A 15,215-nucleotide genomic window follows, 5' to 3' on the forward strand; every position below is an offset into this window, starting at 1 on the left:
CAATGACATAAAGCTTTTTATCAGTATATTATTTATCCACACATATCGTTGGGTGAATTTTCTATACTGGCGTATGATGTGAGCTAATAACCTATATAAAGGAGTTTAGGATGAGTCTGGATATTTGGTTAGCTTATTTGGTCACCGCGGTGGTATTTAGTTTTGCACCGGGATCAGGCACAGTGAATTCCATTAGTAATGGCATGGTGTATGGCGCTAGGAAATCCATGGCTTCTATTCTTGGGCTTCAAGCAGGGATGGCGGTACATATTGTCCTAGTGGGGGTTGGATTAGGCACGTTAGTTGCACAGTCTGAAATGGCATTTGCCGTTATTAAATGGATTGGTGTGGTATACCTCGTGTGGTTAGGTGTTCAAAAGTGGCGCGAGCACGGCGCTTTAGATTTAAATGACGTTAATCAGAATGTGTCTTCTGGTTCTTTATTTAAACGCGCGGTGTTTATTAATTTGACCAATCCGAAAACCATTGTGTTTTTAGTGGCACTCTTCCCACAATTTATTGATCCGGCTTTGCCACAGTTACCGCAATTATTGGTTTTAGGGGTAACAACATTAGTGATTGATATGTTAGTAATGGTGTTTTATGTGTCATTGGCCGCGAAAATGAGTCGTTTTATTCGCTCAGAAAAAATGATGTCGGTGTTAAACCGTGTCTTTGGTAGCATGTTCATCGGCTGCGGAGCTTTACTTGCTACAGCAAGGAGTTAGCGGCAGGATAAAGTGTTGTTAACATGAATATGGCGCTCTATACCTTGAGGTAGTGGGCGTTATCTTTTAGTATTCTTGTAACATTTGTTTTTTTAGTCTATTGCCTTCGGTGAGTTAGTGCAGCCGTCGTAAATATTGGGAAGTCGTCATTTCTTATGTATGCATACGTAGCTCGCCAACCTATTTTAAATCGTCAGCGTAATACAGTTGGTTATGAATTACTGTTTCGGGATGGAGAGAGTAATGCATTTCCTCATATCGAAGCCAACCAGGCAACCAGCCGTTTAGTGGTTGAAAACTTTATGGCTGTGGGGCAAAACCCCGCACTGAAGGCCCCTCGCTGCTTCATTAATTTCCCTTACGAAAGCTTAATTCACCTTATTCCTACCATGTTGCCAAAAAACAAAATTGTGGTTGAGGTGCTGGAAACGTGTACGCCAGACGATGAGCTGTTTTCGGCGATTAAGCACTTACATCGTATGGGGTATACCATTGCATTAGACGATTTTAACCCTAATCCGGGCTGGGATCGTTTCATCCCTTATGCGCATATTGTTAAGCTTGATCTGATGCAGTTAGGCGTGGAAGAAGCCTGTAAATTTGTTGATAAACAGGTCGCTGGCGGAGCAAAATGTAAGTTTTTGGCGGAGAAAGTCGAAACGTATGAAGACTTTAATATTGCGAAAGCGGCTGGCTTTCACTACTTTCAAGGCTACTTTTTCAGTAAGCCCGAGGTGCTGAAAAATCGTGCAGTGAAACCGGAACAGTTAACGACATTACAATTGTTCCAAGAAGTCAGTAAACCGTGTGTTGATTTTAAAAAAGTAGAAGAGATCATCATGTTGGATGTCTCTCTTTCGTACCAGCTATTGCGTTTTGTGAATACCGCCACGACACGTCTTGAAGCCCCCATTTCTTCCTTTAAACAAGCACTGATTTATTTAGGTGAAGATAAACTAAAAATGTTTGTCTCATTGGTGGCCACGGCTCATGCGGCGATAGATAAACCACAAGAGTTGTATAAGTTATCTTTACTGCGAGCACGTTTCTTTGAGCTGTTAACGCACAAATCTAATTTACATGCAGTGCATGACCAAGCGTTTATTACAGGGCTTTTCTCGTTATTAGACTCGCTGCTGGATCACCCGATTGAACAGTTGATTGATTTGCTGCCATTGAGTACTGAAATTCAAAATGCGTTATTGCGTCGCCAAGGGATGTTAGGTGAATTACTCGGACTGCAAGAAGCGTATGAACGTGCAGAGTGGGAAAGAGTAGAGCATTACTGCGAACTTTTGTCTTTAGATGGTGGCTCTGTGAAAACCTTTTATACGCAAGCGGAAACGTGGAGTAACGAATTTAAGTTGAAATAAATGAGTCTTTATTAAACTTTTATGACACCAAAAGCGCACGCCTTGACGTGCGTTTTTTTGTGCTTAATATATATGGATATTCATATATTGAGATTTAACAATGTTGCCGCATCAATTTTTTAAAATGTTATCTGACGAGACGCGGCTGCGCTGTTTGTTGCTGGTGGCTCGTGAAGGAGCGTTATGTGTGTGTGAACTCACCGCTGCACTGGAAGAAAGCCAGCCGAAAGTATCGCGTCATCTTGCTTTATTACGCTCAAGTGGCGTGTTAGTGGATGAGCGTGTGGGCCAATGGGTTTATTACCATATTTCATCAGAGTTACCCGGATGGCTTCGAAAAGTCATTCTAGGGTTAAAAGAATCTACGTGTTTGCAAGCTCAATACAGTGCAGACATCGAGCGTTTACACACGATGCCTAATCGACCGTGTGCCAAGCTGGCTAAGTAACGTTCATCATCATATTTTTAATAAAGGATAATCACATGACAATTAAAGTAGGTATTAACGGGTTTGGCCGTATTGGTCGTTTGGCATTGCGTGCTGCGTTTGATTGGCCTGAAATCACGTTTGTACAGATTAATGATGTGGCTGGCGATGCGGCTACCTTGGGGCATTTACTGGAATTTGATTCGGTGCAAGGTCGTTGGAATCATGAAGTGAGTGTGGAAGGCACTGATATTGTGATTGGCGATCAGCGTATTGCTTGTTCTCAAGAAGCGGATATTGGTGCCGTTGATTGGTCTGGTTGTGATGTGGTGATCGAAGCGACAGGAGTTAACCGTAAAAAAGCGAAGCTTCAACAATACTTGGATCAGGGCGTAAAACGTGTGGTGGTTTCTGCTCCGGTGAAAGAAGAAGGTGTTGCGAATATTGTGGTTGGGGTGAACGACGATATTTTTGAACCAGAGTTGCATCGTATTGTGACGGCGGCTTCTTGTACCACCAACTGTATTGCTCCTGTGGTGAAAGTGATCCATGAAAAATTAGGTATTGAGCAATCTTCTTTTACGACGATTCATGATTTAACGAACACACAAACGATTTTAGATGCGCCGCATAAAGATTTACGCCGTGCTCGTGCGTGTGGAATGAGCCTTATCCCAACCACTACCGGTTCTGCGACCGCCATTGTTGAGATTTTTCCTGATCTGAAAGGAAAAATTAATGGTCATGCCGTACGTGTTCCACTGGCTAACGCCTCTCTTACCGACATTATTTTTGATGTGAGTCGTGATACGACAGCAGAGGAAGTAAATGCGTTACTGAAAGAAGCCTCACAAGGGGAACTAAAAGGTATTTTAGGGTTTGAGGAAAGACCGCTCGTGTCCATTGATTATCGTGGTGATCAGCGTTCAACCATTGTGGATGCTCAATCGACGATGGTGGTGGGGACTCGTATGGTGAAAATTTATGCTTGGTACGATAACGAGATGGGTTACGCCACACGTACTGCTGAATTGGTACGTAACGTTGGTTTGGCATAAGGAGTACTGAAAATGACACATCCCACTTGGCAATTGGATCTTGAGCAAGGTGCGCTAGTGCTGACTCCGTGCCCTGGCACGAAAGGGGTTGATTTAGAAGCGTCACTGACTCAGCTTAAACAGCAAGGTGTACAAGCCATTGTAACTGCGCTGGATAACACTGAACTGGCAAGCAAAGACGTTTCTCAGCTTGGTGCCAAGGCAGAGAAACTGGGTATGCAGTGGTTTCAGATTGAAATTGAAGATGATTGCGCACCCGGTGATGAATTTGCCACGAAATGGCAGCAAGCGAGCCCAGCATTGCACCGCATCGTGGATCACGGTGGCAAAGTCGCTATGCATTGCATGGGCGGTTCTGGTCGCACGGGGTTGCTGGCTGCGCACTTATTGTTAGAAAAACAGTGGCCACTGAGTCATATCGTAAAAGAAGTGCAGGCCTTGCGTCCGGGCGCATTTACTAAGTTTATTCAGGTCGATTACATCAACGCGGTTGCAGCGAAATAAACAGCGAATAGAGCTTTTGGATCATGGGTGTCCAAAAGCTTTGATGGCTGCACACAAGAAAAGTTAGGTTCTCTATGATTGCAAATCTGAGTAAGAGCGTTCGTCAGTATATGTTAGTGACGTTCAATTATTGGAACTTCACGATTACAGACGGTGCTTTGAGAATGCTGGTGGTGCTGTATTTCCATGATCTGGGCTACAGCACATTAGAAATTGCTTCGCTGTTTTTGTTTTACGAGTTTTTTGGTGTTGTGACTAACCTAGTTGGTGGTTGGTTGGGTGCAAGACTTGGGTTGAACAAAACCATGAATTTGGGACTGGCGATGCAGATTGTCGCACTGGCGATGCTTGCTGTACCGAATGCATGGTTGACCATTCCTTGGGTGATGTTGGCGCAGGCTTTGTCTGGAATCGCGAAAGACCTTAATAAGATGAGCGCTAAGAGCTCCATTAAAACCCTAGTGCCTAATGAGCAGCAAGGGGCGCTGTATAAATGGATAGCGATTCTAACTGGATCGAAAAATGCTCTAAAAGGGGTTGGTTTTTTCATTGGTGGTTTGCTTCTGTCACTGATTGGCTTCAAATACGCAGTGTTGCTGATGGCTGGGGTGCTTACATTAGTTCTTATTGGCAGCTTGATCGGCCTAGATAGCGATTTAGGCAAAGCCAAAAATAAGCCGAAGTTCAGTCAGATTTTTTCTAAGTCGAGCTCCATCAATATTTTGTCTGCGGCACGCATGTTCCTGTTTGGTGCACGAGATGTTTGGTTTGTCGTTGCCTTACCAATCTACTTAGGCAGCGTGTTTGGTTGGGATCACCTGTGGGTTGGAGGGTTCCTTGCCACTTGGGTTATTGCATATGGGGTTGTTCAAGGTTTTGCTCCGAAAATTACTGGTAAAGCTCAAGGTAAAGTACCGGATGGTAGTGCCGCACTATTTTGGGTTGGACTATTAGCCATTATCGCCGCAGGCATTGCTTATGGGGTGCAAATAGGCTGGCAGCCACAACTGGTAATTGCTGTTGGTTTGCTGATCTTTGGCGCTGTGTTTGCGGTCAATTCGTCTTTGCACTCGTATCTGATTGTCAGTTATGCCAAAGATGATGGCGTTTCTTTGGACGTGGGTTTTTACTATATGGCCAATGCTATGGGACGATTGATAGGTACTGTGCTTTCTGGGCTAGTGTATCAGTGGGCTGGTTTAGCCGCATGTTTATGGGTGTCGTTTGGGTTCCTTGTTCTTACGAGCGTGATTTCTATTGCGTTGCCAAAACATGAACAAGCGACGGTGTAAATGGTTTATAAAACGTGCATGAGTTCATCAGTAATGAAAGGGCAGTCAGCTTAGGTTCAGTAACCTGTCGTATAGTTGCGAGTAGGGACTAGCAAGCATTGATCGCATCCCCTCCACTACAGGATTGTTTTATGTGATCATCTTTAATCGCTTTTTATACCGAGGTACTGTGGCCTCGGTTTTTTTTGCCTGTCATTTCTCTTCGCTTATTTTTTGGGTTAACTGCTATATTGGTTGCTATGTGAATAGTGAAATCATAGAGATAGTTAGGTCTGAATGAGAGAACGTGTTTTTTTCTTTGATGTATTGCGCTGCATTGCGGCTTTGGCTGTTGTTGCCATTCACGTTCTTGCGCCATATCGACATGGCTTAGACATTATCCCCTTTGATCAGTGGTTCACCGCCGTAACCGTGAATGGGGCAAGCCGCTGGGCTGTGCCTGTGTTTATTATGATTACTGGTGCTTTAATGCTGAGTGATTCTCGTCCTTTTGAGCTCGGTTATTATTTGAAGCGCCGAGTCGGTAAAGTGGTGGTGCCTTTTCTGATTTGGTCGGTATTTTACGCGTTACTATCGGCTTGGAATATTGCTGGGTTTGATTTCCAGTTTTCTCTTGCGGTTTTGGCCGATCTTCCCTTTCAAGAAACCTATTATCATTTAGGCTTTTTTTATTACTTTATTCCTCTTTATCTGGTTGTGCCGTTTTTACGAATGTTCGTACAGCAGGATGATAATGGTGCAACGTACGCGCTTTTAGGGGCTTGGTTTATCACATGTGGATTGTTTCTTGCGGAAATCGAAGGAATATGGAATACAGAGCTGTGGCTGTTTAGTGGTTATCTGCTGCTGGGTTATTTACTTTTTCAACGTGTCGCTATCAGCCCAAATAGACTGTGGGTCTCTGCTGTGATTGGGGGAGGTGCCATTGCGGTGAGTGTCGGTATGGTTGTAGCAAACAGCGTTGATCTTAAAGGGTACGATTCTGGTCGGTGGTTTTCCTATAACAGCCTAAATACGGTGGTGATTGCCGCGACGGTATTTTATGTGTTTCGAGGCATTGCTGAGCAGGTGCCTCAGAGCTGCCGAACTGCGATTGTGTTTATGAGCCGACATAGCCTAGGCATTTATTTATTACACCCTCTCTTTTTATGGCCGATGAAGACGTTTGCTTGGTATCAGGGGCACCCTGGTTGGTTAATTCCAATGTGGGTGCTGCTGTCGGTTGTTGGCTCATTACTGCTCAGCTGGGTTTTATCTTTATCGAATAAAACCAAGTGGCTAGTGCCGTAGTGAAAGATTGCGATTAAGAGAGGGAGGCTAATCGCGTTTCATGGCAAAGTGATGAAATGTCGCGCCTTGGTAAGTTAGTGTTCCTTTATCACCAGGGTTGAGGGCGTGAAAGTAGTGTACTCCGACTTGAAACTCGCGTTTAGGGCCAAATTTCCCTTTTTGCACATAAATCCAAAATTCTTGATCTTCCTGACCTGGTTGTGCGTTTGGAATGTCTACGATCTGTTTATCTAATACCGTGACGTCGACTTTTTGTTCTGGCGCATTATCGCCATTTATGTGCTTGCGGTAGAAATGAGAAAAAGACCAAGCGCCTGCGCAGATCAGAATAATAAGAGACAGCAGTAGAGTGAGAGGCATCGTTATTCCTTAAACGAAGTGGTGTGATGCCATTATTTTAAAGAAAAAAATTAGTTGGGGGAGGCTTTGACAAATAAAGCGTGATCTCACTCGGTAGCTGGTGTTCGTAAATGTTTATCGTGATACATGTATTGGTCGGCCAATGCTAAGACGCGATCGGGTCTTTCAAGCTCCTGATATTGGTAAGAGTAATAACCTGCGCTGATCCCTATTTGGTAATGTTGAGTTAAAGGTGCACTCAGTTGGTGCAGCTGTTTTATCCAGTGTTGGGGGTTGGTTGTTGGTGGTAATACCGTAACAAACTCATCCCCTCCTAAACGAAAAGTGGCATCGTTGTGGTTATGTTTGAGTAACAATGCGGCCATCTCTTTTAGAGCCTTATCGCCTTGCTGGTGGCCAAAATGATCATTGAGGTGTTTAAAATGGTCAAGATCCATATAGACAAGGTGGCCATTTTGCTGTGCTGAAAGCTGATCTTGTAGGTAGATAAACAGTGCTCGGCGGTTTTTAAGGCCTGTGAGCTCATCATGATTGGCCAGAAAATATAAATGTTGTTCAAGAGATTTATTGTGGTCGATTTCTTTATGCAGTTCAGTGATTAAATCATTTCGCCCAGCCAACATTTTTAAAAAGCAGAAGCATATGAGAAATAAGCCAATGTATTGGAGTGGATCATCGGCATTTTCAATCAGTAGTGAATTTTCTAAATGTGGGAATTCGTCTAGAACATCAGCGATAAGCCCCAGTCCATAGCAACCCCACGCAAGATAGAACCAGCGTTGCAGTTCTTTGTTGGCTGACTCCCTGATTTCTTTGATCATGCACAGGATCAGAACCAACATAAATAGGGTTGCAGCACTTTCTGCAAAGCTGTCGAGGGAAGAGAACAGAGACAGCGTTATGCCAAAGGTTATGGCGACCACCCATTTTGTCGATAATGAAGACATTTTGGTCATACTGATACCTCTCTTATGGTATTGAATGTTGTCTCATTTTTTACTGCCAATGTCGAGAGTTGCTTAATTTTCTTTACAAAAGTACATCAATGAAGCAACTTTTGCAGAGGGTTGGTACAAAAATTTGATAATAAACGTCTAATTTCATATCTCTTTTGGTTAGGATAGTAATAGGGCAATCGTATTTAGGAGGGGAAGTGTCTGACATTGAATATGTTGTTGTGCGTACCCGAAAGCTAGAGCGTTTATTGAGGGTTCAATACCATGCGGATGGAAAGGGGCTTCATCAGTTGATCACAAGCTGCGAAGAGCGTTTACCTCATGATGTGATTAAAAAGTTACGTTTTATCGCTACGGTAAGAAATAAAACCGTTCATGAAGATGATTATCAGTTAGATGATAAAAAAGGTTTTAAAAGGGCATGCGATCAGTGTGAAAAGGAGCTCACTCCACGAGCAAGTCGGTTTATTTGGGGGCTTGCTGCTACTTTAGTGCTAGCGGTGACTTTTTTGGCAATTTGGTTCTACAGTTCTCATTGGCAGAATATTTCATTTTGATAGCGGTCATTCTTCTATTAATGAGAACTAACTCTCAATTATAAGTATGTGCTTGATTTCACATATAAACAAAAACGGACGCATTTGCGTCCGTTTTTGTTTATATGATTTTTTACAGATGAATTAGTACATCATTGGCAGTGTCATTAGGCCAACAACAACAGCTATCATCATAAGTCCTTGTTTTTGAGATGGTGTAATCATAACACTGCTCCTTTAAAAGTTGATTTAATCTGTTGACAATTAGAATAGCACTTATTTTGGGGTTTGATCAAGGGTTTGCTGTAAAAAGATTTAAAAAACATACTTTTGTTGGGCTTTAAGTGTGTTTATTGGAGGTTTTTTCTATGTTTTTTGCTTGTCTAAAAAGTGTCTTTATTTGTGTCCTTGTGGTTTTTTTGTTTTAAGTTATTGATTTTATTTGTTTAATTTTGGTTTTTTTTAGTTTGTTTTTTGCTCTCTTATTTTTATTGTTTTTTATTGGTCTGTTCTTCCGTGACTATATTTTCATGTGTTTTATATGGGTATCTTGTAGTTGTTATTTCTCCAGTGTTGATTATTTGTGCTTGAATGGCAGTTTATCTAGGGGAACGAAGTAAGAGAGCTTTATGAATTGAATATAAAATTTAGATGATATTTATTATCATTTGTGTGCTTTTGGTTTTTGTTTTTATAAGCATTTGATTTTAATTGTTTTTGTTGTTTTTCTTATTATGGTTTTAAAGGTGTTATAGATCTTGTTATCGAATAATAAGCAATTTTAAAGAAAGAAAGGCAAAATCAAAGGTAAACGTTTGCTATTTTTTGTTTGTGATTTTTTTGCTCATAAGCAGCTTGAAGCATGTAATTTCAGTTAGTGTGAGTGAGCGCAACTCCAATTGTTGATTATTCCGGTCAGATCGACTTATCAGATAGAGTGACTAGACATTACTATTGGTCTCCCTAAACTTGCCGAGCACAAATGATGAGGTGAATACTATGTGGAGTTGGTTAGCCGTTTCTTTATCGGGCTTATTACACATCTCGGCAGCAACCCAAGGCCCCAAATGGCAGTTTTATTTTTTTAAACCTTTTACCATTTTTCTTATGCTTGTTTTGCTTATTCAGACAGGTGGGGAGAGTGCTTATGTGTGGCTGATCGGGGCGGGTTTAATTTTCTCTATGATTGGTGATGTGTTTTTGATGTTGCCAAAAGATAGGTTTTTATTTGGCCTTGCCAGCTTTTTGGGCGCTCATGTTTTGTATAGCTGCGCGTTTTGGTCGCAGTTATCAGGTAGCATGGTGTGGTGGCTACCTGCGATTTTATTTGCGGCGGGGATTATTATCTTTCTGCTTCTTTTGCCTAATCTTGGCAATATGGCTTTACCAGTCCTTGGTTATATTTTGGTCATTGCTCAAATGACTTGGGCTGCGGGAGAAGTGTGGTTAACGAGCCGAACAGGTGTGAGTTTATTGGCTTTTTCTGGGGCGTTAATGTTTATGCTATCTGATGTTATTTTGGCATTTGATCGCTTCAAGCACAGCTCTAAATTATCTACGACCATGGTGATGGGCAGTTATTATGTTGCTCAAGGCTTAATTACAGCATCGGCGATTGCTTTTCAGGCTTAAGTTTGAATAAATTGTTTAAGAGCGGTTTTGTTGCTTTGCATCAACACCGCTTTTTTTGTGGCTGTTGTAATGATGTTTTTACGATCATAGAGGCAAACCATGGCGAAGACGATTCATGCACACAATATTCTTAATATGCTTTCTCAGTCGAGTGCAGTATTTACTCAAGAGTCGTTAGCGGCGGCGGTGTGCACCAAGTATGGTTCTGATGTTAGGTTTCATACCTGTAGCAAAGAAGGGTTAAGCTTATCTGATTTGTTGGCCTTTTTTCTTGAGCGTGGGAAGGTTTTTGAACATCAAGGTACGTTAATCGCTGATCCTAGCCGGATGTGTAAACACTGATTATTTTTTCGATTAGTACTCGCTAACTTGGTGTGTTATTCGCCAAGTTAGTAAGCCATTGTTATACTTCTTTTTAAGAACTGTTCTGGTTTCTTTCACTTTTTAATCAATTTATTACCTTATTCTATGAGGGCTGCTAATGGAAATTATCTCAGCCGCGGTCATGCTGTTTTTAATCATGGACCCGCTGGGCAATTTGCCAATTATTTTATCGATTTTACGTCACTTAGAGCCGAAACGTCGTCGTAAGGTTCTGATCCGCGAGTTGTGTTTTGCATTAATTATCTTGCTGTTGTTTTTGTTTGCAGGTCAGAAAATGCTGGCTTTTTTGCATGTGAAAACGGAAACCGTGAGTATTTCTGGCGGAATAATCTTATTCTTGATTGCCATCCGAATGATCTTTCCTCAGCCTGGGGGAGTGACAGGGCTAGCGGCAGGTGAAGAGCCATTTTTGGTGCCAATGGCCATACCTATGATCGCAGGGCCTTCGGTGTTGGCTTCATTATTGTTGCTATCCAATCAAGAGCCGGATCGATTGGGAGACTGGACCATTGCGGTGTTATTGGCTTGGGGAGCAACCTTCATTATTTTGATGTTTTATGAAGTGTTTAACCGTCTGTTTGGAGAGCGAGGGCTAAAAGCCATCGAACGCCTGATGGGGTTAATGCTGATCATGATTTCAACCCAAATGTTCTTAGATGGTATTAGCCAGTATTTAAAAAACGCATAAAAAAAGCCGCCAAATCATTCTGGCGGCTTTTTCATTTTATTGGGTGTGACTACATCATGTGCTTGCGGCGAATATCAAGCAAAGCAAAGATACCGAAAATGAGGATGGACCATCTTTCCCATTTACTCATGTTTATCTTATCGCCAAATGCGCCAATGAAGATCAGCATCTGTAAACCATGCATGGCAAATAAGAACGCCGTCATGATGTACAGTGCCATGGCAGCAACACCAGGGAATGGGTAAACAATATTAATTAGCAAAATAAGCCAAACAAAAGCAATGGCCGCTTTAGCTAATAAAATTAAATGTTTCATAGTTTTTCTCTCTCATATAATCGATAACAGACTTGGCCAGCAATTTTTTCACGATGCAATCGCCAATGTTCTGGGGTTTCGATAGCGCTTAATTCTTTTTCTGTCTCAATGTAAATCATGGCATTGTCGGTAAGCCAGCCATTATTCTCAAGTTGAGTGATGGTATTTGTAAGTAAATCTTTGCGAAAGGGTGGATCGATAAAAACCACATCAAAGGGAGTGCCCGGGTTGGTGAGATAACTTAGGGCGTCGGTATTAATGGCTTCGACATCGCTTGATTGTAGTGTCTTGATATTATTAACTAATTGCTGGTGTGCTTTTTTATCAAGCTCTAACATCACCACTTTTTCTGCTGAACGAGAGAGAGCTTCAAAACCTAAGCCACCGCTCCCAGCAAAAAGATCCAAACAACGAGCGTGAGGAATATCTTGGGCCAACCAGTTAAATACAGTTTCTTTGACTCGGTCTGTTGTTGGTCGTAACCCTTCAACATCATGAACAGGAAGCTTGCGGCCACGCCAGCGTCCGCTGATTATTCTTACAAATCCACCTCCTGATTTTGGTGATGAAGATCGATGAGTTTGTTGTCGACGTCTTACCATGATTTTTTGACCGTTAAGAAAATGATAGTATACACAAGTTTATGGATGGCAAATTGTACCAATCAAATTCTAGGATTTCCCGATGGCAGGTAAAAAGAAGCGTGGATTATTATCCTGGCTAGGTTTTGGCGATAGCGACCAAGCCGAACAGCAAGTAAAAGAGAACCAAAAAGTTGACCAAAACCAGGTTGATGAGGAAGCGGTAAAAGAGCAAGAAGAGGCAGCTGTTAGTACAGAAGCGCCTGTTGAATCAGCTCCAGCGGAAACTGAACAGGCAGAAATTGAGTCTGTTGAGAAAGAGACAAAGACTGAGCAAGAAGAAGTGGTAGCAGCTTCTGAGCCAAAAGAAGAACTTGTTGCTGAATCGGAACAAGCAGACGTTGAGAAAACAGAGCCTGAAGTTGAACCGCAGCCAGAGGTTGTCGTGGTTCAAGAGCAAGAAAAGCCAACCGAAGGTTTCTTTGCTCGCTTAAAACGTAGTCTACAGCGTACTAAAGAGAACATCGGTGCTGGTTTCTTTGGCCTGTTTAGCGGTAAAAAAATCGATGATGATCTGTTTGAAGAACTAGAAGAACAGTTATTGATTGCGGATGTGGGTATGAACACCACCACCAAGATCATCGATAATTTAACCGATAAAGCCAGCCGTCGTGATCTTAAAGACGGTGAAGCGCTGTATGGTCTATTAAAAGAAGAAATGGCTGATATTTTGAGCCATGTTGAGCAACCACTGGAAGTTGATACCACAAAAACGCCTTACGTTATCTTAATGGTTGGCGTGAACGGGGTGGGTAAAACCACCACCATTGGTAAGCTTGCAAAGCAGTTCCAAAATGAAGGTAAGTCTGTCATGTTGGCCGCTGGTGATACGTTCCGTGCGGCGGCGGTTGAGCAGCTGCAAGTTTGGGGTCAGCGTAATGAAGTGCCAGTGATTGCGCAGCATACTGGTGCTGACAGTGCTTCCGTGATTTATGATGCCATTGAAGCGGCAAAAGCGCGTAAAGTTGACGTTGTTATAGCTGATACCGCCGGTCGTTTACAGAACAAGAGTAACTTGATGGAAGAGTTGCGTAAAATTGTTCGTGTGATGAAAAAGATCGACGACAGTGCCCCTCATGAGATCATGTTGACCTTAGATGCTGGCACCGGACAGAATGCGATCAGCCAAGCGAAATTGTTTAGCGAAGTCGCGCCAGTGACAGGGATCAGCTTAACTAAACTCGATGGCACTGCAAAAGGTGGCGTTATTTTTGCGATTGCTGATCAATTTAAGATCCCAATTCGTTATATTGGTGTAGGTGAAGGCATTAATGACCTGCGCCCATTTGTTGCACACGACTTTATTGAAGCGTTATTTAGCCGCGAGGAATAAACAGTGATCAAGTTTCAACAGGTAACAAAAGCGTATCGTGGTGGCCGCCAAGCGCTACAAAAAGTAGATTTTCATCTTGAACGAGGTGAGATGGCTTTCTTGAGTGGTCATTCTGGAGCGGGTAAAAGTACGCTGTTGAAACTGATCTGTGCAATAGAGCGTCCGAGTGATGGCCGTATCATGTTTAATGGGCACGACATTACTCGGATTTCGAACAGTGATATTCCTTATTTACGTCGTAATATCGGTATTGTTTTTCAAGATCACCGATTATTAATGAATCGTTCTGTGTATGACAACGTGGCATTACCGATGCGCGTAGAATCGGCCAGTGAAAATGAAATCAAACGACGTGTTTCTGCTGCGCTAGATAAAACGGGGTTATTAGATAAAGCTCAATGTCTGCCGACGCAATTGTCGGGTGGTGAGCAACAAAGAGTGGGTATTGCTCGTGCTGTGGTAAATAAACCTATGTTGGTGTTGGCGGATGAGCCAACGGGTAATTTAGATGCTCAACTATCGCAGCAAGTACTAAGGTTATTTGAAGAATTTAATCGAGTGGGTGTTAGTGTCTTAATGGCCACTCATGATATGTCATTAATTGGTAGTCGTGGTTATCGTCGATTCGATTTGCAACAAGGGTATTTGCAAGAGGTGAAAAATGGCTACTAAACAGCGCTCCAATCATGATGGCTTTTATGCTCAACATAAAAAGCAGGCCATGCAAGCGCTAAAAGAAATGATGCGCAGACCTCTTGGCAATGCATTAACGTTAGCGGTTATTGCCATGTCGTTAGCCTTGCCAAGCAGCCTGTATTTAGTGGGAAAAAATTTATCGATTGTTGCTGACTCATGGCAAGCACCTTCACAAGTCAGTTTGTATTTAGAAGTGGGCTTAAGTGAAGAAGAAGCCACGTCGCTGCAAGACGAAGTTCGGGGTTGGTCGGAAACATCAGACGTTCTTTATATTTCTCCTGAGCAAGGGTTAGCGGATTTCAGTCAATTGTCTGGTTTTGATCAAGCTCTGACATTATTGGATGAAAACCCACTACCAGCGGTATTAATAGTGACACCTGTGGTTGAGTGGCAATCAACAGACAAAGTGAAAGAGTTAGTACGTCGTCTTCAAGCTCAGCCTGATGTTGCTGAGGTTCGTTTAGATGACGATTGGTTACAACGATTGGATGCACTGCGTGATTTAGCGGTAACGGTGGCTTCGGTGTTGGCTGTATTGATGTTGTCCGCGGTGTTTTTGATTGTGGGTAATACATTGCGTTTAAATGTGTTAGCTCATAAAGAAGCGATTCAAGTGATGAAACTGGTCGGCGCGACCGATGGCTTTATTCTGCGTCCGTATTTATACACGGGTATGTGGTATGGCTTTTGGGGCGGGATCTTCGCTTGGATCTTAACGGCGATCGTGACTGTGTTACTTAACGGCGCAGTAGATACGTTGGCTTTATTGTATAACAGCCACTTTCGTCTTGTGGGGCTGACATGGGATGAAAGTCTACTATTATTGATGATGGCTGCCTTTTTAGGGGTATTGGCCGCACGCTTGTCTGCCTCAAAACATTTAAAAGAAATTGAACCTGTCTAGCAGATCTTTGTCTTTAAATATGGATAATGGATAGCTTCGCTTGCAGTTTGTTCATATTCAGTACATGATTGCGAGGTAAAATCGCTTACAAACCACG

General features: G+C 42.5%; 18 protein-coding genes. 14 read left to right on the top strand and 4 right to left on the bottom strand.

Annotated features, from left to right (window positions below):
* The first annotated feature begins 110 nt into the window (after positions 1-110).
* From rhtB to MHO82_RS18710, 7 genes are all read left to right on the top strand, one after another.
* Positions 111-728, top strand: a complete 618-nt coding sequence (rhtB, locus tag MHO82_RS18680; protein WP_239186290.1) for a homoserine/homoserine lactone efflux protein — start codon at positions 111-113, stop codon at positions 726-728.
* A gap of 155 nt (positions 729-883) precedes the next feature.
* Complete coding sequence (locus MHO82_RS18685) at positions 884-2,101, top strand: HDOD domain-containing protein (RefSeq protein WP_239186292.1); 1,218 nt, start codon at positions 884-886, stop codon at positions 2,099-2,101.
* Between the two features lie 100 nt (positions 2,102-2,201).
* The gene (locus tag MHO82_RS18690) at positions 2,202-2,549 is read left to right on the top strand and encodes a metalloregulator ArsR/SmtB family transcription factor (protein ID WP_239186294.1); all 348 of its coding nucleotides are present in this window, start codon (positions 2,202-2,204) and stop codon (positions 2,547-2,549) included.
* 35 nt (positions 2,550-2,584) lie between these two features.
* Complete coding sequence (locus MHO82_RS18695) at positions 2,585-3,586, top strand: ArsJ-associated glyceraldehyde-3-phosphate dehydrogenase (RefSeq protein WP_239186296.1); 1,002 nt, start codon at positions 2,585-2,587, stop codon at positions 3,584-3,586.
* A gap of 12 nt (positions 3,587-3,598) precedes the next feature.
* Positions 3,599-4,090: a phosphatase gene (locus MHO82_RS18700; protein ID WP_239186298.1), complete on the top strand. Its 492-nt coding sequence runs from the start codon at positions 3,599-3,601 to the stop codon at positions 4,088-4,090.
* Between the two features lie 74 nt (positions 4,091-4,164).
* Positions 4,165-5,382, top strand: a complete 1,218-nt coding sequence (arsJ, locus tag MHO82_RS18705) for an organoarsenical effux MFS transporter ArsJ (protein WP_239186300.1) — start codon at positions 4,165-4,167, stop codon at positions 5,380-5,382.
* Between the two features lie 276 nt (positions 5,383-5,658).
* Positions 5,659-6,672: an acyltransferase gene (locus tag MHO82_RS18710; RefSeq protein ID WP_239186302.1), complete on the top strand. Its 1,014-nt coding sequence runs from the start codon at positions 5,659-5,661 to the stop codon at positions 6,670-6,672.
* Between the two features lie 27 nt (positions 6,673-6,699).
* On the opposite strand, the gene MHO82_RS18715 is transcribed toward MHO82_RS18710, so the two are convergent.
* Positions 6,700-7,032: a DUF2500 domain-containing protein gene (locus MHO82_RS18715; RefSeq protein WP_239186304.1), complete on the bottom strand. Its 333-nt coding sequence runs from the start codon at positions 7,030-7,032 to the stop codon at positions 6,700-6,702.
* A gap of 86 nt (positions 7,033-7,118) precedes the next feature.
* Positions 7,119-7,988, bottom strand: coding sequence for a GGDEF domain-containing protein (locus MHO82_RS18720; protein WP_239186306.1), 870 nt, complete (start codon positions 7,986-7,988; stop codon positions 7,119-7,121).
* 197 nt (positions 7,989-8,185) lie between these two features.
* On the opposite strand from MHO82_RS18720, the gene MHO82_RS18725 reads away from it, so the two are divergent.
* The 4 genes from MHO82_RS18725 to MHO82_RS18740 all read left to right on the top strand — a co-directional run bounded on the left by MHO82_RS18725 (position 8,186) and on the right by MHO82_RS18740 (position 11,228).
* Positions 8,186-8,545: a DUF4145 domain-containing protein gene (locus MHO82_RS18725; protein WP_239186308.1), complete on the top strand. Its 360-nt coding sequence runs from the start codon at positions 8,186-8,188 to the stop codon at positions 8,543-8,545.
* Positions 8,546-9,523: 978 nt separating this feature from the next.
* On the top strand, positions 9,524-10,156 hold the full coding sequence (locus MHO82_RS18730; RefSeq protein ID WP_239186310.1) for a lysoplasmalogenase: 633 nt from the start codon (positions 9,524-9,526) through the stop codon (positions 10,154-10,156).
* A gap of 99 nt (positions 10,157-10,255) precedes the next feature.
* Complete coding sequence (locus MHO82_RS18735; RefSeq protein WP_239186312.1) at positions 10,256-10,498, top strand: YecH family metal-binding protein; 243 nt, start codon at positions 10,256-10,258, stop codon at positions 10,496-10,498.
* 139 nt (positions 10,499-10,637) lie between these two features.
* The gene (locus tag MHO82_RS18740) at positions 10,638-11,228 is read left to right on the top strand and encodes a YhgN family NAAT transporter (protein WP_239186314.1); all 591 of its coding nucleotides are present in this window, start codon (positions 10,638-10,640) and stop codon (positions 11,226-11,228) included.
* A gap of 49 nt (positions 11,229-11,277) precedes the next feature.
* Here MHO82_RS18740 and MHO82_RS18745 read toward each other — a convergent pair whose 3' ends face one another.
* Together MHO82_RS18745 and rsmD are read right to left on the bottom strand one after the other, a co-directional pair.
* Positions 11,278-11,544 carry a DUF1145 domain-containing protein gene (locus MHO82_RS18745; RefSeq protein ID WP_239186316.1) on the bottom strand — a complete coding sequence of 89 codons (267 nt, stop codon included), beginning with the start codon at positions 11,542-11,544 and terminating at the stop codon, positions 11,278-11,280.
* On the bottom strand, positions 11,541-12,146 hold the full coding sequence (rsmD, locus tag MHO82_RS18750; protein ID WP_239186318.1) for a 16S rRNA (guanine(966)-N(2))-methyltransferase RsmD: 606 nt from the start codon (positions 12,144-12,146) through the stop codon (positions 11,541-11,543). The genes MHO82_RS18745 and rsmD overlap by 4 nt, the downstream gene beginning before the upstream one ends.
* Before the next feature lie 82 nt (positions 12,147-12,228).
* Here rsmD and ftsY point away from each other — a divergent pair, with 82 nt between their 5' ends.
* Genes ftsY through ftsX form a run of 3 tightly spaced genes read left to right on the top strand, consistent with a single transcriptional unit; the run spans position 12,229 to position 15,118 of the window.
* Entirely contained in the window at positions 12,229-13,518 is a 1,290-nt protein-coding gene (gene ftsY, locus MHO82_RS18755; protein ID WP_239186320.1) for a signal recognition particle-docking protein FtsY, read from the top strand.
* Between the two features lie 3 nt (positions 13,519-13,521).
* Positions 13,522-14,190, top strand: a complete 669-nt coding sequence (ftsE, locus tag MHO82_RS18760) for a cell division ATP-binding protein FtsE (protein WP_239186322.1) — start codon at positions 13,522-13,524, stop codon at positions 14,188-14,190.
* Positions 14,180-15,118 carry a permease-like cell division protein FtsX gene (gene ftsX / locus MHO82_RS18765; RefSeq protein ID WP_239186324.1) on the top strand — a complete coding sequence of 313 codons (939 nt, stop codon included), beginning with the start codon at positions 14,180-14,182 and terminating at the stop codon, positions 15,116-15,118. Before ftsE ends, ftsX begins: the two co-directional genes overlap by 11 nt.
* The last annotated feature ends 97 nt before the right edge of the window (positions 15,119-15,215 follow it).

The organism is Vibrio sp. Of7-15, from assembly GCF_022347565.1.
Classification (GTDB): Bacteria; Pseudomonadota; Gammaproteobacteria; order Enterobacterales; family Vibrionaceae; genus NORP241.

What these genes read in the sequence shown, in the direction of transcription:
- MHO82_RS18695 (WP_239186296.1), top strand. Translation starts at nt 2,585, where the DNA reads ATGACAATTAAAGTAGGTATTAACGGGTTTGGCCGTATTGGTCGTTTG.
- MHO82_RS18710 (WP_239186302.1), top strand. Translation starts at nt 5,659, where the DNA reads ATGAGAGAACGTGTTTTTTTCTTTGATGTATTGCGCTGCATTGCGGCT.
- rsmD (WP_239186318.1), bottom strand. Translation starts at nt 12,146, where the DNA reads ATGGTAAGACGTCGACAACAAACTCATCGATCTTCATCACCAAAATCA.
- ftsX (WP_239186324.1), top strand. Translation starts at nt 14,180, where the DNA reads ATGGCTACTAAACAGCGCTCCAATCATGATGGCTTTTATGCTCAACAT.
- MHO82_RS18700 (WP_239186298.1), top strand. Translation starts at nt 3,599, where the DNA reads ATGACACATCCCACTTGGCAATTGGATCTTGAGCAAGGTGCGCTAGTG.
- rhtB (WP_239186290.1), top strand. Translation starts at nt 111, where the DNA reads ATGAGTCTGGATATTTGGTTAGCTTATTTGGTCACCGCGGTGGTATTT.
- MHO82_RS18730 (WP_239186310.1), top strand. Translation starts at nt 9,524, where the DNA reads ATGTGGAGTTGGTTAGCCGTTTCTTTATCGGGCTTATTACACATCTCG.
- MHO82_RS18735 (WP_239186312.1), top strand. Translation starts at nt 10,256, where the DNA reads ATGGCGAAGACGATTCATGCACACAATATTCTTAATATGCTTTCTCAG.
- MHO82_RS18715 (WP_239186304.1), bottom strand. Translation starts at nt 7,032, where the DNA reads ATGCCTCTCACTCTACTGCTGTCTCTTATTATTCTGATCTGCGCAGGC.
- MHO82_RS18745 (WP_239186316.1), bottom strand. Translation starts at nt 11,544, where the DNA reads ATGAAACATTTAATTTTATTAGCTAAAGCGGCCATTGCTTTTGTTTGG.
- arsJ (WP_239186300.1), top strand. Translation starts at nt 4,165, where the DNA reads ATGATTGCAAATCTGAGTAAGAGCGTTCGTCAGTATATGTTAGTGACG.
- MHO82_RS18690 (WP_239186294.1), top strand. Translation starts at nt 2,202, where the DNA reads ATGTTGCCGCATCAATTTTTTAAAATGTTATCTGACGAGACGCGGCTG.
- ftsY (WP_239186320.1), top strand. Translation starts at nt 12,229, where the DNA reads ATGGCAGGTAAAAAGAAGCGTGGATTATTATCCTGGCTAGGTTTTGGC.
- MHO82_RS18685 (WP_239186292.1), top strand. Translation starts at nt 884, where the DNA reads ATGTATGCATACGTAGCTCGCCAACCTATTTTAAATCGTCAGCGTAAT.
- MHO82_RS18740 (WP_239186314.1), top strand. Translation starts at nt 10,638, where the DNA reads ATGGAAATTATCTCAGCCGCGGTCATGCTGTTTTTAATCATGGACCCG.
- MHO82_RS18720 (WP_239186306.1), bottom strand. Translation starts at nt 7,988, where the DNA reads ATGACCAAAATGTCTTCATTATCGACAAAATGGGTGGTCGCCATAACC.